Origin of the sequence: Chromobacterium haemolyticum, from assembly GCF_002081825.1 — a bacterium.
Lineage (GTDB): Bacteria > Pseudomonadota > Gammaproteobacteria > Burkholderiales > Chromobacteriaceae > Chromobacterium > Chromobacterium fluminis.
This window is the reverse complement of record NZ_MUKU01000005.1, coordinates 177,174-199,411: the sequence shown is the minus strand read 5'-3', so window position 1 is coordinate 199,411 and position 22,238 is coordinate 177,174. Positions and strand designations below refer to the sequence as shown.

At 67.7% G+C, this 22,238-nt stretch carries 20 protein-coding genes; 13 read left to right on the top strand and 7 right to left on the bottom strand.

Annotated features, from left to right (window positions below; genetic code table 11):
• Positions 1-28: 28 nt before the first annotated feature.
• Positions 29-1,360 (bottom strand): aspartate aminotransferase family protein, encoded by a 1,332-nt coding sequence (locus tag B0T39_RS05395; RefSeq protein WP_081545147.1) that lies wholly within the window; start codon positions 1,358-1,360, stop codon positions 29-31.
• 37 nt (positions 1,361-1,397) lie between these two features.
• Positions 1,398-2,897: an aldehyde dehydrogenase family protein gene (locus B0T39_RS05390; RefSeq protein ID WP_081545146.1), complete on the bottom strand. Its 1,500-nt coding sequence runs from the start codon at positions 2,895-2,897 to the stop codon at positions 1,398-1,400.
• Between the two features lie 285 nt (positions 2,898-3,182).
• Here B0T39_RS05390 and B0T39_RS05385 point away from each other — a divergent pair, with 285 nt between their 5' ends.
• Positions 3,183-4,190, top strand: coding sequence for a helix-turn-helix domain-containing protein (locus tag B0T39_RS05385; RefSeq protein ID WP_081545145.1), 1,008 nt, complete (start codon positions 3,183-3,185; stop codon positions 4,188-4,190).
• A gap of 11 nt (positions 4,191-4,201) precedes the next feature.
• Here B0T39_RS05385 and hpaA read toward each other — a convergent pair whose 3' ends face one another.
• Positions 4,202-5,104, bottom strand: a complete 903-nt coding sequence (hpaA, locus tag B0T39_RS05380) for a 4-hydroxyphenylacetate catabolism regulatory protein HpaA (protein ID WP_081545144.1) — start codon at positions 5,102-5,104, stop codon at positions 4,202-4,204.
• A 254-nt stretch (positions 5,105-5,358) separates the two neighbouring features.
• On the opposite strand from hpaA, the gene B0T39_RS05375 reads away from it, so the two are divergent.
• The 12 genes from B0T39_RS05375 (at position 5,359) to B0T39_RS05320 (ending at position 17,697) form a co-directional block, all read left to right on the top strand.
• Positions 5,359-6,030, top strand: a complete 672-nt coding sequence (locus tag B0T39_RS05375) for a fumarylacetoacetate hydrolase family protein (protein WP_081545143.1) — start codon at positions 5,359-5,361, stop codon at positions 6,028-6,030.
• Positions 6,027-6,809 carry a fumarylacetoacetate hydrolase family protein gene (locus tag B0T39_RS05370; protein WP_081545142.1) on the top strand — a complete coding sequence of 261 codons (783 nt, stop codon included), beginning with the start codon at positions 6,027-6,029 and terminating at the stop codon, positions 6,807-6,809. The genes B0T39_RS05375 and B0T39_RS05370 overlap by 4 nt, the downstream gene beginning before the upstream one ends.
• Complete coding sequence (hpaE, locus tag B0T39_RS05365) at positions 6,806-8,275, top strand: 5-carboxymethyl-2-hydroxymuconate semialdehyde dehydrogenase (protein WP_081545141.1); 1,470 nt, start codon at positions 6,806-6,808, stop codon at positions 8,273-8,275. Before B0T39_RS05370 ends, hpaE begins: the two co-directional genes overlap by 4 nt.
• A gap of 87 nt (positions 8,276-8,362) precedes the next feature.
• Entirely contained in the window at positions 8,363-9,247 is an 885-nt protein-coding gene (gene hpaD / locus B0T39_RS05360; RefSeq protein WP_081545140.1) for a 3,4-dihydroxyphenylacetate 2,3-dioxygenase, read from the top strand.
• Positions 9,228-9,617, top strand: a complete 390-nt coding sequence (locus B0T39_RS05355) for a 5-carboxymethyl-2-hydroxymuconate Delta-isomerase (RefSeq protein ID WP_081545139.1) — start codon at positions 9,228-9,230, stop codon at positions 9,615-9,617. Before hpaD ends, B0T39_RS05355 begins: the two co-directional genes overlap by 20 nt.
• A gap of 9 nt (positions 9,618-9,626) precedes the next feature.
• On the top strand, positions 9,627-10,430 hold the full coding sequence (gene hpaH, locus B0T39_RS05350; protein ID WP_081545138.1) for a 2-oxo-hept-4-ene-1,7-dioate hydratase: 804 nt from the start codon (positions 9,627-9,629) through the stop codon (positions 10,428-10,430).
• Between the two features lie 19 nt (positions 10,431-10,449).
• Positions 10,450-11,253, top strand: coding sequence for a 4-hydroxy-2-oxoheptanedioate aldolase (gene hpaI / locus B0T39_RS05345; RefSeq protein WP_081545137.1), 804 nt, complete (start codon positions 10,450-10,452; stop codon positions 11,251-11,253).
• A gap of 102 nt (positions 11,254-11,355) precedes the next feature.
• Positions 11,356-12,750: an MFS transporter gene (locus B0T39_RS05340; protein ID WP_081545136.1), complete on the top strand. Its 1,395-nt coding sequence runs from the start codon at positions 11,356-11,358 to the stop codon at positions 12,748-12,750.
• Positions 12,751-12,857: 107 nt separating this feature from the next.
• Positions 12,858-14,027 (top strand): p-hydroxyphenylacetate 3-hydroxylase oxygenase component, encoded by a 1,170-nt coding sequence (locus B0T39_RS05335; protein WP_081545135.1) that lies wholly within the window; start codon positions 12,858-12,860, stop codon positions 14,025-14,027.
• Between the two features lie 211 nt (positions 14,028-14,238).
• A complete protein-coding gene (locus B0T39_RS05330) occupies positions 14,239-15,159 on the top strand; it encodes a p-hydroxyphenylacetate 3-hydroxylase reductase component (RefSeq protein WP_081545134.1) in 921 nt (306 codons plus the stop codon).
• Positions 15,160-15,296: 137 nt separating this feature from the next.
• Positions 15,297-16,880 carry a GMC family oxidoreductase gene (locus tag B0T39_RS05325; protein ID WP_081545133.1) on the top strand — a complete coding sequence of 528 codons (1,584 nt, stop codon included), beginning with the start codon at positions 15,297-15,299 and terminating at the stop codon, positions 16,878-16,880.
• A 262-nt stretch (positions 16,881-17,142) separates the two neighbouring features.
• Positions 17,143-17,697: a cytochrome b gene (locus B0T39_RS05320; protein WP_081545132.1), complete on the top strand. Its 555-nt coding sequence runs from the start codon at positions 17,143-17,145 to the stop codon at positions 17,695-17,697.
• Positions 17,698-17,748: 51 nt separating this feature from the next.
• Here B0T39_RS05320 and B0T39_RS05315 read toward each other — a convergent pair whose 3' ends face one another.
• The 4 genes from B0T39_RS05315 to B0T39_RS05300 all read right to left on the bottom strand — a co-directional run bounded on the left by B0T39_RS05315 (position 17,749) and on the right by B0T39_RS05300 (position 22,211).
• Positions 17,749-18,642, bottom strand: coding sequence for a SphA family protein (locus B0T39_RS05315; protein WP_081545131.1), 894 nt, complete (start codon positions 18,640-18,642; stop codon positions 17,749-17,751).
• Between the two features lie 62 nt (positions 18,643-18,704).
• Positions 18,705-19,928, bottom strand: coding sequence for an MFS transporter (locus B0T39_RS05310; RefSeq protein ID WP_081545130.1), 1,224 nt, complete (start codon positions 19,926-19,928; stop codon positions 18,705-18,707).
• Positions 19,929-20,091: 163 nt separating this feature from the next.
• Positions 20,092-21,069 (bottom strand): helix-turn-helix domain-containing protein, encoded by a 978-nt coding sequence (locus tag B0T39_RS05305; RefSeq protein WP_081545129.1) that lies wholly within the window; start codon positions 21,067-21,069, stop codon positions 20,092-20,094.
• A gap of 161 nt (positions 21,070-21,230) precedes the next feature.
• Positions 21,231-22,211 carry a LacI family DNA-binding transcriptional regulator gene (locus tag B0T39_RS05300; protein WP_081545128.1) on the bottom strand — a complete coding sequence of 327 codons (981 nt, stop codon included), beginning with the start codon at positions 22,209-22,211 and terminating at the stop codon, positions 21,231-21,233.
• Positions 22,212-22,238 lie beyond the last annotated feature (27 nt).

The window sequence follows — 22,238 nt, the reverse complement described above, 5'->3', positions numbered from 1 at the left end:
CGGCTGCTCCCCGTTCGGGCCGGGCCGTTCAGGCCTCGGCCAGTCCAGCCTCCAAGGCCGTCGCAATCACATCAGCGTGCTCGCGCTGCAACACCAGCGGCGGCGACAGAATGATCTTGCTGCCCACCGGCCGCACCAGCGCGCCGGCCCGGCGCGCGATTTCCGCCACCTTGTCGGCGTAACCGCTTTGCGGGTCGATGGGCTCCCGGCTGGCCTTGTCCTTGACCAGGTCCAGAGCCAGCATCAGCCCCTTGCCGCGCACCTCGCCCACCGCCGGATAACGCTCGGCCAGCGGCCGCAGCCGCTCCAGCAGGTAGGCGCCCGTTTCCGCCGCCTTGGCCGGCAGGTCTTCCTCTTGCACGATGCGCAGATTGGCGAGAGCGGCGGCGCAGGCCACCGGATGGCCGGCGTAGGTGTAGCCGTGCATGATGACGCCGCCGAAGTCGCCGTTGGCGGCGAAGGCGTCCGCCACGCGCTGATTGACCACGGTGGCCCCCAGCGGCAGATAACCGGAGGAGATGCCCTTGGCCAGGCACATCATGTCCGGCTTCACTCCCCACAGCCGGCTGCCGAACATGGAGCCGGAGCGGCCGAAGCCGGTGACCACCTCGTCGGCGATCAACAGCACGCCGTGGCGGTCGCACACCTCGCGCACCCTCGGCCAATAGCTGGCCGGCGGCACGATGACGCCGCCGGCGCCCTGGATGGGCTCGGCGATGAAGGCCGCCACCGTGTCCGGGCTCTGGAACAAGATCTCGCGCTCCAGCATCCGCGCGCAAATCTCGGCCAGTTCCTCCGGGTCCTCGGTGAACGGATTACGGTAGAGCCACGGCGTCTCCACGTGGAAACAACCGGGCAGCAGCGGCTCGTAATTGCGGCGGAACACCGTATTGCCGTTGACCGAGCCCCCGCCAAAGTGAGTGCCGTGGTAACCCTGCTTCAGCGAAATGAACTTGACCCGGTCCGGCTGGCCCTTGAGCCGCCAATACTGACGCGCCAGCTTGAGCGCGGTTTCCACCGCGTCCGAGCCGCCGGAGCTGAACACCACCCGCGCCATGTCCTCCTGCCGCAACATGTCGACCAGCAACGCGGACAGCTCCTCCGCTCGCGGATGGGAAATGCCGTCGAACAACTGGAAATACTCCAGTTCGTCCAGTTGTCGGGCGATGGCCTGCTTGATCTCGGCGCGGTTGTGGCCGACGTTGACGTTCCACAGCCCGGCGACGCCGTCCACCAGCTTGCTGCCTTGGTCGTCGAACACGTGGCAGCCGTCGCCGCGGACGATGCGGATGGGCGGCCGCTCTTTCATTGCGTTGGGATGCAGCATGGGGTGCCAGAAACGGGCCTTGTCGTAAGACATGTTTTTCTCCTGAATCAAAGTGGAAGCGCGTCCGCGCTCAATGGGCGATGCAGACCGACTTGATCTCGGTGAAACTCTCCACCGCGCCCTTGCCGAACTCGCGGCCGAGGCCGGATTCCTTGTAACCGCCGAAGGGCATGCCCGGGTCCAGCGGTATATGGCTGTTGACCCAGACCGTGCCTGCCTGCAGCCGCGGCACGATGTCCAGCGCCGCCGACAAATCATTGGTCCACACGCTGGCGGCCAGGCCGTAGCGCGTGTCGTTGGCCAGCGCCACCGCCTCGTCCACCTCGTCGAAGGGCATCAGCGCCAGCACCGGGCCGAAAACTTCCTCGCGCGCCACCGGGTTGTCCGGCGCCAGATCCGTCATCACCGTCGGCTGCACGAAATAGCCGGGCAGGTCGGCGGCCCCGCCGCCCGTCAGCACGCGGGCGCCGGCGGCGCGGCCGCGCTCTATCAGCCGGCACACCGCCTGCTGCCGCCGCTGCGACACCAGCGGGTTGACCTGAGCGTCCAGATCCATGCCCGGCCCCAAGCGCATGCCGGCCACGGCGGCGGACAGCGCCTCGGCGAACAGATTGAATTTGCTGCGATGCACATACAGCCGCGAGGCGGCGGCGCAGACCTGGCCCTGATTGAGAAAACCGCCCAGCAAAGCCCCCCTCACCGCCTGATCGATGTCGGCGTCGCCCAGCACCAGCATCGGGTTCTTGCCCCCCAGCTCCAGTGCCAGACGGGTCATATTGTCCAGCGCGGCGTGGCCGACGGCCTTGCCCACTTCGGTGGAGCCGGTGAAGCTGACCTTGCCGATCAGCGGATGCCCTGCCAGCGCTTGGCCCGCCGCCTCGCCGCGCCCGGTCACCACGTTGAAGACGCCCGGCGGCACGCCGGCCTCCAGCGCCAGTTCCGCCAGACGCAGCGCGCTCAGCGGCGTCTCGCTGGCCGGCTTCAACACCGCGGTGCAACCGGCCGCCAAGGCCGGCACCGTTTTCCACAAGGCGATCATCAAAGGGAAATTCCACGGCGCGATGCCGGCGGCCACGCCTACCGGCTCGCGCCGGGTGAAGGCGGTGAAACGCGCGCCCGGCGGCGCCGGAATCGACACGTCCAGGGTTTCGCCGGTGATCTTGGTGGCCCAGCCCGCCATATAGCGCACGTATTCGATGGAGCCGCCCACCTCGATGGCCCGGGCCAGGTGGATGGATTTGCCTTGGTTCAGCGTTTCCAGCTGCGCCAGCTCCTCGGCGTGCGCCTCCAGCAAATCCGCCAGCCTCAGTAACACGCGCTCGCGCTCGGCCGGCCTCAAGCCGGACCAGACGCCCGATTCAAAGGCCCGCCGCGCGCTGCCCACCGCCGCATCCACATCGGCGGCCTCGCCGTCCGCCACGCTGGCGATCACCGCGCCGCTGGCCGGATTGCGCACCTCCTTGCGTCGTCCCGACAGCGCCGCCCGCGGCTTGCCGTCTATCCACAGCCCATGTTCCCGCTCTAGAAAGGCTCGCACCGACTCCAGCACCGGCACCAGGTTTTGATCCATCCTCGTCTCCTTTTCAATCAAGCTTGCCGCCGCGTGGGCGCGGCCGGCGATGGCTCAATATACCCAGCGCCGCCGACGCGGCTGATCCCAAATCGGCAAAGCGCGGCCCGGCTCTTCGCGTTGCGGCGCAGCATGTCGCTAGATGGAAACATGCAGTAAAAACAATGCTTAACCGACGCAAAGAGCGCTGGACATTTCGATTTAAATAACATATTAATCATTTTGCGATCCAGAGCGTTGGACCGAGAACAGGCGGACTCCACCCCCACCCACCGGAGAAAGCAGATGATTGCCGCAGCCCGTTGTTTTGACGACGCCCACCTGCACGCCGAGGCCCTGCCCGGCTGGGAGCAGCTATACAGCCAGATTAGCGGCGGACGTTTCCGCAGCACCTTGAGCCGGGTGCGCACCGCGCGCCTGGACATCTTCCGCGAGAGCTTCAACCAGCGCGTGGTGCAGCAAGGGCGCGCGCCCGGCGGCATGATCCATTTCGCGCTGCCCATCCGCGCGCCGTCGCCGCTGAGCCTGCAAGGCGTCGCCGTGCCCGACAACGCACTGATGGCGCTGCGCGGCGGCGAGGACTTCGTGTTCCACCTGCCGCCGGGCGCGGATTCGGTCCAGGTGTCGGTGCCCTACGAGGATTTGGCCGAACTGACGCCGGCGCTCTGCCGCCCGCTGCGCGAGGCCCGAGGCAAGACGCCGGTGTTCCCGGCCCGGCCGGCCGCGCTGGCGGCGCTGCGCGCGCTGCTGAACGGCGTGTTCGAACAGGCCTTGCTGGACCCGACGCTGCTGTCCTACGCCGGCAACCAGAAAGTGATTCAGCACCAGTTGCTGGACCTGCTGCAAGACGCGCTGGCGGACGGCGCGCTGGGCGAGCGCCTCGGCAACCTGACCTTCGCCACCCATTGCGACATCGTCAGGCGCAGCCAGGCGCTGGCGCTGGCCAAGCCGGACGAGCCGGTGACGGTGCTGGAGCTGTGCAGCCGGCTGCGCGTCAGCCGCCGCACCCTGCAAAACAGCTTTCAGCTGGTGGCGGACACCACCCCGGTCGATTATCTGCGCTCCATCCGCCTGAACGCGGTGCGCCGGATGCTGCTGAACCCCGCGCAAGCCGGCCACGGCGTGCGAGACGCCGCCGGGGCCTGGGGCTTTTACCACTTGGGGCATTTCGCCGGCGATTACCGCAAACTGTTCGGCGAAGCTCCGTCCCACACCCGCGCCCGCGCCCTGGCCCATCTGGGCGCGCCTCCCGGCGCTCGCGGTCTGGAATCGGCCCACGACACGACGAACTAGACCGCGCGGACTCAGGCCTGGCGGCGCGCGCGGTAGTCGCTGGGCGGGCAGCCCGCCAGACGCTGAAAGAAGCGGGAAAAGTAGGCGGGATCCTTGAAACCCAATTCATAGGCGATGGCATGCACCGAGGCGGGGGAATAGATCAACAGACGCTTGGCCTCCTGCAACAGCCTGTCGTGCGCCAGCCGCTTGGACGGCAAGTCCGCCAAGCGACGGCACACATCATTGAGCCGCGCCTCGCTAACGCCTAGCTCGGCGGCGTAGCGGTCCAGGCTCCAGTGTTCGCGGTAATGCGCCTCGATCAAGCCGTTGAAGCGGTGATAGAGCCGCCATTCGTCGCGACGCGGCCCCCGGCGCGGCCCCGGCAGGCCGGACAGCCGCAACACGTCCACCAGCACCAGTTGGGCCAAGGCTTGCCGCGCCAGATCCGCGCCCGGCTCCGGGGCCTCGCTCTCCCGCTGCAACTGCGCCAGCCGCTCGGGCAGCCGCCGCGCCATATCGGCCCATTCCGCCGGCACCTCGGCCAGCTCCACGCAGAACGGCGCGCTCAAGGCGTCCGGCCCCGCCTCCTCCAACCAGCCGCGCGCCAGTTCTTGACGCAAGGTCAGCACATGGCCGTCGGCCTCCGGCCCGGTGATGAAGGCATGCGGCACCGTGGGCGGGGTCAGAAACAAAAGCGGCGCGCGCGCCTGGTAGTGATCCTCCTCCAGCTGCAGCCGGATATCGCCGCTGGCTAGGTAGTGCAATTGCAAAAAACGGTCGTGCCTGTGCACCGGCATATTGCGGCCGAAAAAGGCCGCCAGCCGTCCGAAGGATTCGCAATGGATGTCGACGGACTCGTAAGGGCTGTCGTATGCCTTGCCGATGTCGATATTGGGTATGCGCGCGCCCAGGCTGCGCGGGTTTCTGCTCATCGCCGTCCCTCCCTTGTGACATTTTCGCCATAGTCGGCCGTTCTCGCCGCACCTCCTCGGCAAAAGGCCGCCGCTCTGGCCTCCCCGCCGGATCGGGAAGCCAGGCCGCCGCCGCCCAAGCGCGGTTTTCCGCAGGCTTCCCCGCAACGCAACATGGATAAACATTGACAGCAGCCCGCCGTCATCGTTATAAACTTTAACATGTTAATGAATATTCGAACAACGGCAACCCATTCAATAACAAGGAGTTAAGCATGAGCCTTGTCCTAGACGCCGCAACGGAGCGGCCGGCGGCCATCTACGGCGCGGCGCTCAACCACCGCCGTTTGCAGGCGGCGCTGGCGGCGGAGTTCGAACAAGCCCCCTACCAGCGCCCGCCGCAAGCGCCGGTGCTGTTCGTCAAGCCGCGCAACACCGTCAGCGCCGCCGGCGCGCCCATCCCCTTTCCCGCCGACGCCGACGCCGTCTACGCCGGCGGCGCGCTGGGCGTGCGCATCGCCCGCGACGCCTGCCGCGTAAGCGCGGCCGACGCCCTGTCCCATGTCGGCGGTTACGCGGTGGTCAACGAGGTCAGCCTGGCCGAAACCAGCTTCTACCGGCCGGCGATCCAGGCCAAATGCCGCGACGGCTTCTGCCCCATCGGCCCCGAGGCCGGCCCCGACGCCATCAATCCGCAACGAGTGCAAGTGCGCACCTACGTCAACGGCGCGCTGGCCGAAACCAACGACAGCGCCGACTGGCTGCGCGGCGTCGCCCAGTTGATCGCCGACGTCAGCCAGTTCCTCACCTTGTACGCCGGCGATCTGCTGATCGTGGCCACGCCGCCGCGCAACGCCAGGCTGCGTCCGGGCGACACCGTAGCGGTGGAGATAGACGGCATCGGCCGCCTGGAAAACATCGTCGCGGCCGAGGAGGATATCCAATGAGACACGCCCGCATCCGTTACCAGGGCCAAACCTGGCGCGCGCAGGCCGACGCCGACGGCGCGATCGTGCTGCCGGACGGCCGCCGCCTGGACGAAACCGAGGTGGAATGGCTGCCGCCGTGCCAGGGAACGCTGTTCGCGCTGGGCCTCAACTACGCCGACCACGCGGCCGAACTGGACTTCAAACCGCCCAGCGAACCGCTGGTGTTCCTCAAGACGCCCTCCACGCTGACCGGCCACCGCCGACACTCAATGCGGCCGGACAATGTTGAATATATGCACTACGAGTGCGAACTGGTGGCGGTGATAGGCAAGACCGCGCGCAAGGTGAGGCGCGCCCAGGCGATGGACTATGTCGCCGGCTACACCGTGTGCAACGACTACGCGGTGCGCGACTATCTGGAAAACTACTACCGGCCCAATCTGCGGGTGAAAAACCGCGACGGCCTGACCCCTATCGGCCCATGGCTGGTGGACCGCGACGACGTCTCCGACCCGCATTGCCTGGAGCTGGCCACCTATGTCAACGGCCGCCGCGTCCAGAGCGGCAATACCCGCGACATGGTGTTCGACATCCCCTTCCTGATCGAATACCTGTCCGCCTTCATGACGCTGCGGCCAGGCGACATGATCGCCACCGGCACGCCTCAAGGCCTGTCCGACGTGCGCCCCGGCGACGAAGTCGTCGTGGAAGTCGCGGGCGTCGGCCGGCTGCTCAATCACATCATCAGCGAAGCGGACTGGCTTGCGCGCCGGGACGCGGAAAAGGAAACCCCATGATCAAGCACTGGATAAACGGCCGCGAAGTGGCCAGCCAAGACAGCTTCGTCAACTACAACCCGGCCACCGGCGAAGCGCTGGGCGAAGTGGCCGCGGGCGGCGCCGAGGAAATCAACCTGGCTGTGGCCGCCGCCAAGGCGGCCTTTCCCAAGTGGGCGGCCACGCCGGCCAAGGAGCGCGCGCGGCTGATGCGCAAGCTGGGCGAGCTGATTCAGCGCGAAGTGCCGCGGCTGGCTGAATTGGAAACCCTGGACACCGGCCTGCCCATCCACCAGACCCGCAATGTGCTGATCCCCCGCGCCTCGCACAACTTCGACTTTTTCGCTGAAGTCTGCACCCGCATGAACGGCCACAGCTATCCCGTGGACGAGCAGATGCTCAACTACACGCTGTACCAGCCGGTGGGCGTGTGCGCGCTGGTATCGCCGTGGAACGTGCCCTTCATGACCGCCACCTGGAAGACCGCCCCCTGCCTGGCGCTGGGCAACACCGCGGTGCTGAAGATGTCCGAACTGTCGCCGCTGACCGCCAACGAGCTGGGCCGGCTGGCGCTGGAGGCCGGCATCCCGCCCGGCGTGTTCAATGTGGTGCAGGGCTACGGCGCCAGCGCCGGCGAAGCCCTGGTCAGCCATCCGGACGTGCGCGCGGTGTCCTTCACCGGCGGCACCGCCACCGGACGCCGCATCATGCAAAACGCCGGGCTGAAGAAGTACTCGATGGAGCTGGGCGGCAAATCGCCGGTGCTGGTCTTCGACGACGCCGACTTCGATCGCGCGCTGGACGCCGCGCTGTTCACCATCTTCTCCCTCAACGGCGAACGCTGCACCGCCGGCAGCCGCATCTTCGTCCAGAACGGCATCTACGATCGCTTCGTCGCGGAATTCTCCGCCCGCGCTCAACGCTTGATCGTCGGCGACCCGCAGGACCCCAACACCCAAGTGGGTTCGATGATCACCCGCCAGCATTACGACAAAGTCACCGGCTATATCCGCATCGGCCTGGAGGAAGGCGCTCGGCTGGTGGCCGGCGGCCTGGAGCGTCCGGCCGGCTTGCCCGAGGCGCTGACCGCCGGCCACTTCATCCGCCCCACCGTCTTCGCCGACGTCGATAACCGCATGCGCATCGCCCAGGAGGAAATCTTCGGCCCGGTGGCTTGCCTGCTGCGCTTTAGCGACGAAGCCGAGGCGCTGCGGCTGGCCAACGACGTCGACTACGGACTGGCTTCCTACATCTGGACGCAGGACATCGGCAAAGCCCACCGTCTGGCGCGCGGCATCGAGGCCGGCATGGTCTTCGTCAATAGCCAGAACGTGCGAGACCTGCGCCAGCCCTTCGGCGGCGTCAAGGCGTCCGGCGTTGGGCGAGAGGGCGGCGAATACAGCTTCGAAGCCTTCGCCGAGGTGAAAAACGTCTGCGTCTCCATGGGCGGCCATTTCATCCCGCGCTGGGGCGTGGAAACCCGCTGACGCGAAAGCCAAGGCCGCCCAGACGGCCGCTTCCGCAAACGGAACGACGCGCGGGCGACGCGCCCGCGCAGCACAAAGGAGAACGCAATGGGAACCCTAGCCCTGGCGGCCAAGATCACGCACGTGCCGTCCATGTATCTGTCGGAACTGCCCGGCCCGCATCAAGGCTGCCGCCAGGCGGCCATAGACGGCCACAAGGAGATCAGCCGCCGCTGCCGCGAACTGGGCGTGGACACCATCGTGGTGTTCGACACCCACTGGCTGGTCAACTCCGGCTACCACGTCAACTGCGCGCCGGCCTTCGAAGGCGTGTACACCAGCAATGAGCTGCCGCACTTCATCAAGAACATGCCCTACGCCTACCCGGGCAATCCCGTTCTGGGCAAGCTGCTGGCCGAGGCCGCCACCGCCGCCGGCGTGCACACCCGCGCCCACGACGCCACCACGCTGCCGCTGGAGTACGGCACCCTGGTGCCGATGCGCTATATGAACCCCGACCAGCACTTCAAGGTGGTATCGGTGGCCGCGCTGTGCACGGTGCACGATCTGGCCGACAGCGCGCGGCTGGGCGCGGCGATGCGCGAGGCGGTGGAGCGCGATTACGACGGCCGCGTGGCCTTCTTCGCCAGCGGCTCGCTGTCGCACCGCTTCGCCCAGAACGGCACCGCGGAGCAATACCTGCACAAGGCCTGGAGCCCCTTCCTGGAAAGCATGGACCAAGAAGTCATCTCCATGTGGTTGGACGGCGATTGGAAAACCTTCTGCGACATGCTGCCGGAGTACGCCGAAAAGTGCCACGGCGAGGGCTTCATGCACGACACCGCCATGCTGCTGGGCGCGCTGGGCTGGGATAACTATCGCGGCCGCGCGGAAATCATCACCCCCTACTTCGGCAGCTCCGGCACCGGCCAGATCAACGCGGTGCTGCCGGTGGAAGCTCAGGGAGAGCGCCATGCCGCACTTCATCGCTGAATGCACCGACAATATTCGCGAGCAGGCGGACCTGCCGGAGCTCTTCCGTCAGGTGCACGACTGCCTGGCCGCCAGCGGCCTGTTTCCCCTCGCCGGCATCCGCAGCCGCGCCCATTGGCTGGACACCTGGCGCATGGCGGACGGGGAAGCCGACTACGCCTTCGTCCACTGCACCTTGCAGATAGGCAGCGGGCGCAGCGAGGCGCAGCGCAGCGCCACCGCCGAGCAGATGTTCGCGCTGATCCAACGCCACTTCGAACCGCTGTTCGCCCAGCGCTACCTGGCGCTCAGCTTCGAGCTGACCGAACTGTCCGCCACGCTCAACTTCAAGCACAACAATGTGCACCAACGTTTCCGCCAGCCCTCCTGAGGAGCCCGCATGCTGAGCCAAGACCAGATCCGCGCCGCCGCGCGCCGCTTGCACGACGCCGAGCGCGAGAGCCGGCAGATCCGCCAGCTCTCGCTGGAACACCCCGAGATCACCATAGAGGACGCCTACGCCATCCAGCGCTGCTGGGTGGAGATGAAGCTGGCGGAAGGCCGCAAGCTCAAGGGCCACAAGATAGGCCTGACCTCGCGCGCGATGCAGATGTCCTCGCAAATAGACGAGCCCGACTACGGCGCGCTGCTGGACGATATGTTCTTCAACGACGGCGCGGATATTCCGGTGTCCCGCTTCATCGTGCCGCGGGTGGAAGTGGAGCTGGCCTTCATCCTGGGCCGGCCGCTGTCCGGCCCAGGCGCCACGCTGTTCGACGTCTACGACGCGGCCGAGTACGTGATTCCGGCGCTGGAAATCATCGACGCGCGCAGCCAGTCCATAGACCCGGACAGCCAGCGCCCGCGCAAGGTGTTCGACACCATCGCCGATAACGCCGCCAACGCCGGCGTGGTGCTGGGCGGCCGGCCCATCCGCCCGCGCGAGCTGGACCTGCGCTGGGTGGCGGCGCTGATGTACCGCAACGGCGTAATCGAGGAATCCGGCGTCGCCGCCGCGGTGCTCAACCACCCGGCCAACGGCGTGGCCTGGCTGGCCAACAAGCTCTCGCCCTTCGACGTCGAGCTCAAGGCCGGCCAGGTGATTCTGTCCGGCTCCTTCACCCGGCCGGTGCCGGCGCGCGCCGGCGACACCTTCCACGTCGACTACGGCCCGCTGGGCGCGATCAGTTGCCGCTTCGTCTGACCCCCTTAGAGGAACCGCCATGCAACTTCCCGCCAACCCCTTCAAGGCCGCGCTGCGCGACGGTCGCCGCCAGATCGGCCTGTGGCTGGGCCTGGCCAGCCCCTACAGCGCCGAACTGCTGGCCGGCGCCGGCTTCGACTGGCTGTTGATAGACGGCGAACACGCGCCCAATGAACTGAACGACGTGCTGCTGCAACTGCAGGCCATCGCCCCCTACCCCTGCCACCCCATTGTGCGCGCCGCCAGCAACGACCCGGTGCGCATCAAGCGCTTGCTGGACATCGGCGCGCAAACGCTGATGCTGCCCATGGTGCAAAACGCCGACGAGGCGGCGCGGGCGGTGGCGGCCACCCGCTACCCGCCGCGCGGCATTCGCGGCGTGGGCAGCGCGCTGGCGCGCGCCTCGCGCTGGAACCGCGTGCCGGATTACCTGACGCGGGCCGACAGCGAAATCTGCGTGCTGGTCCAGGTGGAAACCCGCCAGGCTCTGGCCGCGCTGGACGGCATCGCCGCCACCGACGGCGTGGACGGCGTCTTCATCGGCCCTGCCGACCTGGCCGCCGACATGGGCCATCCGGGCCGACCGGACCACCCGGACGTGCGCGCGGCAATGGACGACGCCATCCGCCGCATCCGCGCTCAAGGCAAGGCCGCCGGCATCCTGATGGCCGACGAGGCCGAAGCGCGCCGCCTGCTGGAACTGGGCGCGGGCTTCGTCGCCGTCGGCGTCGACACCACCTTGCTGGCGCGCCGCGCCGAAGCGCTGGCCGCGGCCTTCCGCAGCCAAACGCCCGGCCTGCCGTCGTCCCCATCCGCCTACTGACCCACGGCGGGCCGCCCGGCCCGCCTACCCCAAGCGGCGACCATACAAGAACAAGGCGCCGCCCGGAGCCGACTCCGGCCCCGCCCCCGAGGAGAACTGAAGATGAACCACACCCCCGCTCCCCCAAGCGCGAACGCGCGCAAAGTCGCCTACGCCACCGTGATCGGCACTGCCATCGAATGGTACGATTTCTTCATCTATGCCAGCGCCGCCGGCTTGGTGTTCAACAAGCTGTTCTTCGCGCCGGCCGGCGAGCGCTCCGCCACGCTGATCGCCTTCGCTTCCGTCGGCGTCAGTTTCCTGTTCCGGCCGCTGGGCGCTTTTCTCGCCGGTCACTACGGCGACCGGCTTGGCCGGCGCGCGATGCTGGTGCTGACCCTGGTGCTGATGGGCGCCTCCACCGCGCTGATCGGCCTGCTGCCCACCTATGAATCCGCCGGCCTGCTGGCGCCGCTCGCGCTGATCCTGCTGCGCATCCTGCAAGGCATCTCCGCCGGCGGCGAATGGGGCGGCGCGGTGCTGATGGCGGTGGAACACGCGCCGCGCGGTCAGCGCGGCCGCTACGGCGCCTTCCCGCAGATAGGCGTGCCGCTGGGCTTGCTGCTGGCTTCCGGTGTGTTCGCGTTGATGAGCGGGGTGATCTCCCCCGGCGACGCCTTCCTGGAATGGGGCTGGCGCGTGCCCTTCCTGTTCAGCGTCGTGTTGCTGTTCATCGGCCAATGGGTGCGCCGCTCAGTGGAGGAAAGCCCGGTATTCGAGGAGATCAAGGCGCGCAAGGCCGGCTCGCGCACCCCGGTGCTGGACCTGTTCCGCCGCCACGCGTCGCTGGTGCTGCTGGCCGCGCTGGTGTTCGCCGGCAACAGCGCCGTCGGTTACATGACCACCGGCGGCTTCATCCAAAACTACACTACCGACCCCGCCGGCGCGCTGCGCATGGAGCGCACCCCGGTGCTGCTGGCCGTCGCCTTCGCTTCCGCCTGCTGGATGGCCTTCACCTGGCTGGCCGGCGTCTGGTCGGACCGCATCGGCCGCCGCCGCATCTACATCATAGGCTTCGGCGTGCAGCTGGCCGGCGTGCTGATGCTGTTCCCGCTGGTCAACAGCGCCGGCTTGCCGGCGGTGCTGCTGGCGCTGTGCCTGTTGTCCGTGGGCACCGGCCTGACCTACGGCGCGCAATCGGCGTTCTACGCGGAGCTGTTCCCCGCCTCGGTGCGCTTTTCCGGCGTGTCCATCTCCTACGCGCTGGGGGCCATCCTCGGCGGCGCCTTCGCGCCGATGATCGCCAAGGCCTTGATCGCCCAAACCGGCTCCACCGCCGCGGTGACCGCTTATCTGAGCGGCATGACGCTGATCGGCCTCGCCGCCGCGCTGTTGCTGCGCGACCGTCGCGACATCCCGCTGGGGCCGGAGCACGAAGCCGAACAGGCCGCCTCCCCGATATGCTGGCGTGGGTCCGCCTCCTCAGCCATGCGCGCAAATTCTATGAAAAGTACCTAAGACAGCTTGGAAGGTGCATTCCAGTGCGTGGCATCGCTATCCATAATGCAAATTCGCTGAAGGTATTCATTATTATCCAGCGCCACCACGCACCCAGGAGACCCGCCATGCGCCACCCCAATCCCTTGCTGGAAACCCTGCTTCCCATCCTGCCCGCCATCGCCGCCAACGCGGAGCGGGCGGAACGCGAACGCACCGTGCCGGCGGAAAACATCGCGCTGTTGAAAAGCATAGGCTTTCACCGCGCCTTCCAGCCCAAGCCTTACGGCGGCAAGGAAATCAGCCTGCCGGAATTCGCGGACTGCGTGGCGGCGCTGGCCGGCGCCTGCGCCAGCACCGCTTGGGCGGCCAGCCTGCTGGCCACCCACAGTCACCAGATCGCGCTGTTCTCCGCCCGGCTGCAAGAGGAGGTCTGGGGCAAGGACCGCGACGCCACCGCCAGTAGCAGCATCGCGCCGCTGGGCCGGGCCGAAGCCGTGGACGGCGGCGTGCTGCTCAGCGGTGAAATGGGCTGGAGCAGCGGCTGCGACCACGCCGAGTGGGCGATACTGGGCTTTCGCCGCCCCGGCCCGGACGGCGAACCGCAATACTGCTTTGGCGTGGTGCCGCGCGCCGATTACCGGATCCGCGACGACTGGCACGCCGCCGGCATGCAAGGCAGCGGCACCAAGACGCTGCTGGTGGACAAGGTCTTCGTGCCGGAACACCGGATAGAAGCCGCCAAGGACATGATGGAAGGCCGCTCCGCCGGCTTCGGCCTGTACCCGGACAGCAAGATTTTCTACGCGCCCTACCGGCCCTACTTCGCCAGCGGCTTCGCCGCCATCAGCCTGGGCGTGGCCGAGCGCATGCTGCAAGTCTTCAAGGAACGCAGCCGCAACCGCATCCGCGCCTACACCGGCGCCCAAGTGGGCGCCGCGCTGCCAGCCTATATGCGGCTGGCCGAATCCACTCACCAGGTGCTGGCCGCGCGCGCCTTGCTGGAAGCCAGCTGGCGCGATCACGCCGAGCACGGCGCGGCCAAGCGCTACCCCACGGCGGAAACGCTGGCCTTCTGGCGCACCAACCAAGCCTACGCGGTGAAGATGTGCATCCAGGCGGTGGACCGTTTGTTCGAATCCATGGGCGGCAACTGTTGGCGGTTGGAAAACGAGGCGCAGCGGCTATTCCGCGACGCCCATATGACCGGCGCCCACGCCTACACCGACTACGACGTCTGCGCCCAGATCCTGGGTCGTTCGCTGCTGGGGCTGGAGCCGGACCCCTCCATGGTCTAAGAACCTGTTTACGATCTGCTGCGCTTCGTGAGACGCCCCACGGAGAGTACGGCTTCGAAAGGCTCATGTACCACTTGCACACTCCGCTTTCTCAACCGTTTTCGCCTTGTCTCGCTCTAGCTCGCAAGACCTTGAACAGGTTCTACCGTCCCTCTAGCCCCTCCCACCCGCGCCGTTCCGGCCCCGCGCCGGGCGGCCTTGAGGATACGCCATGAACGCACCCGCCCCTGCCCACGACGCGCGCGCGCTGCGCCGCGCGCTCGGCAACTTCGCCACCGGCGTCACCGTCGTCACCGCCTCCACGCCGGACGGCGAACGCGCCGGCGTCACCGCCAACAGCTTCAACTCCGTCTCGCTGGACCCGCCGCTGGTGCTGTGGAGCCTGGACAAGCGCTCCGCCAGCAACGCGGTGTTCGACCAGGCCGGCCACTTCGCCGTTCACGTGCTGGCCGCCGACCAGATTGAGCTGTCCAACCGCTTCGCCCGCGCCGCCTCGGACAAATTCGCCGGCCTGGAACCGGAAACCGGCCTAGGCGGCGCACCGCTGCTGGACGGCTGCGCCGCCCGCTTCCATTGCCGGCTGCATCAGCGGCTGGACGGCGGCGACCACTGGATTCTGCTGGGTTTGGTCGAGGCCTTCGACGACTGCGGCGCCGCGCCGCTGCTCTACCACCAGGGCATGTACGCCGCCGCGCTCCCGCGCGCTCGGCCGGCCGCGGCCGCGGAACCCCAGCCCGGCTGGCTGGGCGACAACCTGCTCTATCTGCTGACCCAGGCGCTGCAAGCCTACCAGGCCAGTTACCGGCCGCGCCAACTCGCCACCGGCCTGGGCGGCGGCGAGGCGCGCCTGCTGCTGGTGCTGGAACAGCAAGCGGGGCTGGATGGCTGCGCGCTGCAGCGCGAGGCGGCAATGCCGCCGGAGGCGATAGAACTGGCCGAGGCCGAGTTGCGCCGCAAGGGATTGCTGACCCGCGACGCCGCCGGCTATCGGCTCAGCGAGGCCGGCCGCGAACAAGCCGCCACGCTGTGGCGCATCGCCGGCCAGCAACAGCGGGAGATCCAGGCCGGGCTGGGCGAACAGGATCTGGCCGCCTGCAAGCGCGTGCTGCGCGAGCTGATCCGCCAAGGCTGAACCTCCCGGCCGGCGCGTCCGCGGCGGTCAAGACCGCGGGCGCGCCCGGTCAAGGCCGCCGCGCGCGGCCGCCCTATGCTGGAGCGGCCGCTCATCCTCAAACAGAAGAAGGCCGGCGCCACAACAAGGGAGACCCCATGCGCGACTACGACTACATCCTTATCGGAGCCGGCTCCGCCGGCTGCGTGCTGACCCATAGGCTGATCAAAGCCGGCAAACGCGTGCTGCTGCTGGAAGACGGCCCGCCGGACAACAGCCCTTACATCCACATGCCGGCCACCTTCATCAAGGTGCTGGGCAGCGAACGCACCGTCACCTACCGCAGCGAGCCGCAGCCGGAAGCCGCCGGCAGGCGCATCTTCGTGCCTCAGGGACGCACTCTGGGCGGCGGCAGTTCGGTCAACGCCATGGTCTACATCCGCGGCCAGGCCGCCGACTACGCCGACTGGGCCGCTCAGGGCTGCGAGGGTTGGGACTGGGCGCGGGTGCTGCCCGCCTTCAAGAAGGCGGAAAGCCATATGCGCTTGTCCGAGCCCTACCACGGCGTGGACGGGCTGCTGAAAGTCAGCGACACCCGCTACCGTCATCCGCTGAGCCTGGCCTTCGTCCAGGGCGCTCAGGAAATCGGCCTGGCCTACAACGACGACTTCAATGGCCGCGAACAGGCCGGCGTCGGCTTCTACCACACCACCACTTTCGACGGACAGCGCGGCAGCACCGCCGCCACCTATCTGGCAGCGGTCCGGCAACGGTCCGAACTGGACCTGCGCACCGGTTGCCATGTGCAAAAAATCGGGTTCGACGGCCGCCGAGCCTGTCAGGTGGAATGGCGCGACGCCGGCGGCCTCCAGCGCGCGCGCGCCACGGCGGAGATCGTGCTGTGCGCCGGCGCGCTGTCCAGCCCCAAACTGCTGATGCTGTCCGGCATCGGCCCCGCCGCGCAGCTGCGCGAACACGGCGTCGCCGTGCTGCGCGACGCGCCGGAAGTGGGCGCCAACTACCAGGACCATCTGGAAGTGTCAGTCTACGGCCGCGCCCGAGCGCCCATCAGCCTGTTGGGCCAGGACCGCGGCCTGACCGCGCTGCGCCACGGCCTGCAATGGCAGTTGTTCCGCACCGGTTTGCTGAGCTCCAACGTGGTGGAATCCGGCGGTTTCGTCGACACCGGCGGCGGCGGCCGGCCGGACATTCAGTTTCATGTGCTGCCCACCCTGGTGGGCGACGTGGATCGCGAGCCGCTGCCCGGCCACGGCATTTCCATCAATCCCTGCCTGCTGCGCCCCAAGTCGCGCGGCAGCGTCGCGCTGGCCGGCGCCGACGCGGCCGCGCCGCTGCGCTTCGACAGCGGCGCGCTGCGCGAGGCGGAGGATATCGCCTGCCTGCTTCGCGGCGTCAAACTGGCGCGTCGCATTCTGCGGGCGCCGTCGATGCGCCGGCTGATCTCCGAAGAACTGCTGCCCTCGCCGGCCGAGCACGCCGACGACGCGAGGCTGGAGCAGCACATCCGCCAATTCGCCAAAACCGTCTATCACCCGGTCGGCACCTGCCGCATGGGCGGCGACGCCGACGCGGTGGTGGACCCGCGGCTGCGCGTCAAGGGCGTGACCGGTCTGCGGGTTTGCGACGCCTCGGTGATGCCCTCCATCGTCTCCGGCAACACCAATGCGCCGGTGGTGATGATCGCCGAGCGCTGCGCGGAATTCATGCTCTCCGGCCAGTAAGCCGCCACCGTAAGCCCCTGTTCCGACAGGGGCGGCCGGCAGCGAAGCCGCCTCCGACACAAACCGTGCTGCGCCGGCTAGATTGAGCCGTGGCTTCGCCTCCCAGACCTTGCCAAAAAATCATTAGAACTTGTTCATGATCTATTCTGATTTTTCAGAACCTGTTTTCGCCTTGGCTCGAGAGAGCGTAAACAGGTTCTTAAGCTTCGCATAAGCTTTGCATTCCATGCTGCACGCATTACCCCATGTAAGGACATTCCTCATGCTGCGCAATACTTCTCAACGCTATGGCGCGGTTTCCCGCGCGCTGCACTGGCTAGGCGCTTTAGGCGTCATTGCCGCGCTGATTTTCATTGAAGCCAAAGGGGTTTTTCCCAAGGGCACGCCGCTGCGCGACGGCGTCAAATACGCCCATGTTCAGGCCGGACTACTCGTCTTGTTATTGCTGTTTCCTCGCCTGATCTGGCGTGCGGGCAATCCGTCGCCCGCCATCACCCCCCAGCCGGGCCGGCTGGCGGCTTTGGCCGCCAAGGCAGGCCACTGGTCGCTCTACGCGCTGATGCTGGCATTGCCGCTGCTGGGCATCGCCTTTATCCAGGCCGCCGGCAAGAATATAGACTTCTTTGGTTTTCCCCTGCCCTTGCTGCTCCCCCCCATGCCGGATATCTCGCACGATCTCAAGGAAGCTCACGAATGGCTGGGCAACGCTCTAATGTGGCTGGCCATCCTGCATGCGGCCGCGGCGTTATGGCACCACTTCATCGTCAAGGACAACACTCTGACCCGGCTAATCGGGCCACTGCGCGTCTCCAAATAAAAAGTGCCGGGCGCGCGCGCCCGGCACTTCCTCCCGCATCAATCCCTTCCGCTACAAAGGCAACACCAGCTTGAGCCACAAGGCATCGCCCTCCGGCCGGTTTCGCACTTCGAACTCCTTCAGCCACCTCAGCTCCAAGCCGGCCTTGTCGAACTGATAGCGCAGCGCCGGGCCGATGGCGAAAGCCTGGCCGCGAAAACCGTTGCCCGCCACCGCCTGGCCATGCTGGGTATCATCCGTTGTCTGCTTGATGAAATAGCCGTTCAGCCCCAGCCGCCAGGCCGGGCCGGCCGCGTAACTCAGCGAGTAGTCGAAATGAAACTGCTGGCCAGACTGGTAATCAGTATCGCGGTTCTTGCCGTTGAAGGTGTAGCTGATCTTGGACGACAGCTCCCAGCCGGACGCCGGCAGATAGGAAAAGGCGAATACAGGCCGCAGCGAGTAATGATTGGCCCCCAGGTTCAACATCCGATCGCGGTCGTAGCCGCCAGTGGGCAGCACGATGTCGGCCGCCAGCGCCGTATGCAGCGGCCCGGCGTCGCCCCAGGCCAGCACCGGCCCCAACACCGCGTCGCCCAGGCCGCTGCGGCTTTCATGCGCGCCGCCGGCGTCCAGGCTCAAGCTGGGCAGCGGCGCCAGCGCGAAACCACCCAAGCGCCCGCCCCACAGCGTCCGGTCCGACATATACAGCAGCCGCGGCACCAGCACGTCGGCTTGCAGTTTGAAGCCCGGCACGGAAGCGTTGCCGGCGTCGTCGTTGAAACGCTTAGCCTGATAATGGGTGTAATAGAACACGCCGTACCAACCGGCCGGCGGCAGCGCGCCGGCGAGAAAACCCTCGGCGCCGGCGCCTATGGTGTCCGCGCCGGACTGGGTGGCCTGAGCCGTCACGCAGGCCAACGCCGCCGACAGCCCGGCCAGCGCCTTGATCAAAGTCTTGTGCATGATGTTCTCCGTCAGGGAGTGCGGCGTCCCGGCGCAGCGGGACGCGCAGTGAGAATGGCGGCTCAGGTCGGCGCCCGGTCGGCTTCCAGCACGGCCCCGCCAGGCTTCAGCCGCAGCGGCGCGGTTTCGCGCAGGCCCAAGGACAGCAGCGCCGGCAACAAGGCGCCCACCATGGCGATCCACATCACGATGGACAGGCCGTAGCGGTCCGCGGCGAAGCCGGCCACCGTGGGCGCGACGAAGCCTCCGGCCAGCTCGCCCACTCCCATGATCATGCCCAGCGCGGTGGCGATGCGCCGCGGCGACACCGTTTCCGCCGGAATCGTGGCCATGAACAGGGTGAAACAGCCCAAGCCGGTGTAGCTGAGAAAAACCAGCGGCAGCAGCCAGGCCATGCGGTCCACGTTCAGCAACACCAGCGGGCAGCAGGCGGCGATCAAGGAAAATCCCACCATCGCCGGCTTGCGGCCGATGCGGTCGGAAATCGCCGGCACCAGCGCGCCCCACGCCACCCAGGCGAAGCCCAGGCTGCTCATCACCGCTCCCATCGCCTGCGGGCTCATGCCCTTGACCTGGATCAGAAAGGTGGGCGTGAAGGAGATCAGGATGATGAACCAGGTGATGTAGCTGCAGGCGATCAGCACGCACAGCAGAATGTTGCGCTCGCCCAGCAACTGGATGAGGCCGCCGCCCCGGTCTGCCCGCATCGGCGCGGGCGCCGGCTCGCGCACATGCCGCCAGACCAGCCAGGCAATCAGCAAGCCGGGCAGGCAGGACAGGTAGAAGGCGGCGCGCCAGCCGTGGGTCTCGGCCAGCGCCACCAGCAGCGGCGGGCCCAGCACCGCGCCCAGCAAGCCCGGCGCGGAGCCGTTGACGATGCCCATATTGCAACCGCGCCGCGCCGGCGTGGACGCCGCCGCCAGCAGCGATTGGGAAAGGGGCAGCACCGGCCCTTCCGCCACCCCCATCAGCGCGCGGAACAGCAGCAAGGACAGGAAGCCCGCCACCAGGCCGGAAGCGGCGGAAAACAACGAGAACGCCAGCACCGCCGCCACCAGCATCGGCTTTTTCAGCCCGCGCCGGTCCGACCAGGCGCCCAGGCCCAGGCCTGACAAGGACCAGGTCAGCGCCAAGGCCGACGCCAGCATGCCCAGATGCGCGGGGCTCAACCGCAGTTCCGCCGCCATGAAGGGAAACAGAAAGGACAGCGCCAGCCGGTCGAAAAACACGAAACCGAAGCTCAGCGCCAGGATGGCCAGCAATTTGTTTTCATAGGAGAGGCGCATGGCGGACCTCTCTTTCGCCAGCGGCGCGCGCGCGGCCGCCCGGCGGCGAACCGCCCATTCGTGTGTGCATGATGATGTCTCCTCTTTATTAGGTGGGCGTCCACCGCGCCAGAAAGCGCAGCGGACCCGTCCACTCTAACGACGGGGAGAACGTGGAATTTGCCTAATGAGGACAGTCTTGTTGTCTGGGAAGGACACGCGCGGCCAGGGCCTCGGCCCGGGTATGACTCGGCGTTTCGCCGTAACGGCGTTTATAGCTGCGACAGAAATGGGCGATATGGTTGAAGCCCCAGCGGAAAGCCAGTTCGCTGACCGATAAGTGGCGCAAGGCCGGATCCGCCAGGTCCACGCGGCAGCGTTCCAGCCGGCGCCCCCACAGGTGGCGCGTCACCGATTCGCCCTCCTGTTCGAAGATGCGGGCCAATTGACGCGCGGACACGCCCACCGCGCGGCTGATGCGCTCGCAATCCAGATCGTCCTCGGCCAGATGCCGCTCGATATAAGCCTTGGCCCGCCACAGGCTGCACAAGGTGGAACGGGAGGCCGGCAGGCCCAGGCGCGCGCTCCACAAGGAATGCAGCCATTCCAGCAACTGGCTGGCCAGATGCCGCCGCGCGGCCTCGCCGCCGCTGAGCAGGCGATGGGCGGCCAAGGCGTCCATGCCGGCGGCGCGCTCGATGCGCACCAGGCCGCGCTCGTTCCACACGCCCACCTGCTCCTGGAACAAGGGCCGCGGAATGTCCAGCACCGCCATCGCCATATCGGCCGGAAAGCCGTGGCCGTAAGGGCGCGCGGTATCGTACAGCACCACGTCGCCCGGGCCGTGGCGGGCGCACTCCACGCCCTGATGGCTGAAGCCCTCGCCCTGCAGCATCAGGCAGGCGAAGATGGAGTCCCGGCCGTCCCGGCTCAGGCTATGTCCGCTGCGCGTCACCGCGTGCTGGTTGGCGCGTATCGTGGCCATGCGCAGCAAGCCGAAGTCCTGCCAGTCCAGCGAAGCCTCCAGCCGCTCTTCCGGACGGCGGTCGCACTCCACCCGGACCAAGAGGCGGTCCACTTCGCTCAGCCAAAAATCCAGCTTGTCGCCATCCGCCGCCTGGCGGGTGGAAAGGTGAATGTCGCCGGTGAAACGCGTATCCATGACAGGCCTCCTCCTAGCGGCCGCCCGGCTGGGCGGCGATGGCTGAAACGGCATCGGCAAATCATGGCACAATATTTAATACATTAAAAATCAAACCCGCGGACCCCGGCCGGGCCGGGCGCGCCCCTGTCTCGCCTCCGCCACAGCGGCTGACGCCAACCCTAGGCCAGGCTGGAACCCCGGACCACCAGCCGGCCGGTCAACACCACTTTGCGCGTTGAGCGCTGCGGCTGCTCCAGACGCTCCAGCAACATCGCCATCGCCGCGCGGCCGATCTCGTCCACCGGCTGCTCTATCACCGTCAGCCCCGGTCCGGCCAGCTCCGTCCAACTGTCGTTGTCGAAACCGGCCAGCGCCAGCTGCCGCGGCAGTTCCAGGCCCAGCGCGCGCACCGCGCGCATCGCGCCCAGCAGCAACAGGCCGTTGCTGATCACCAGCGCCCGCGGCGCCTCGGCCTCGGCCAGCCAGGCGGACACCGCCTGCTGCGCCGCCTCGGCCGTGGGCGCGACGAAACGCGCCGGCGCGGCCAGCCCGGCCTGCGCCAACGCGGCGGCGAAACCCGCGTGCCGTTCCGCGCCGGTGCTGCTGGTATTGCCGAACAGCCCGCCGATGCGGCTATGGCCTTGTTCGCGCAGATGGCTGACCAACAGGCCGGCGGCGGCGGCGTTGTCCAGCACCACCGCGTCGGCCGCGCCGCCGGGCGCGGCCCGGTCGATCAAGACCACCGGAAAGCCCAGCGCCTCGGCGTCCAGCGTCTCAGCCGTGGCGCGGGTGGCGGCGAAGATCACCCCGGTGACGCGCTCTTCTTGCATCAACCTGAGGTACATCGCCTCCTTGTCCGGGTTCTCGTCGGTGTTGCACAAAATCACCCGCATACCGGCCTGGTAGGCCACATCCTCCACCGCGCGGCTGACCGCGGTGAAGAAGGGGTTGCGGATGTCGGACACGATCAGGCCGATGGTGTCGCTGTGCCGCGAGCGCAAGCGCCGCGCCGACAGATTGGGCCGATAACCGGTGGCGGCGATGGCCGCCTCCACCTTGGCCTTCAACGCCGCGCTGACCGGACCCTTGGCCAGAGCCCGCGACACAGTGGCCACCGACACGCCGGCCGCCAGCGCCACATCTTTGATGCTGACCGTCATATGAAATCGTTTTCTTTCTCGGTGATC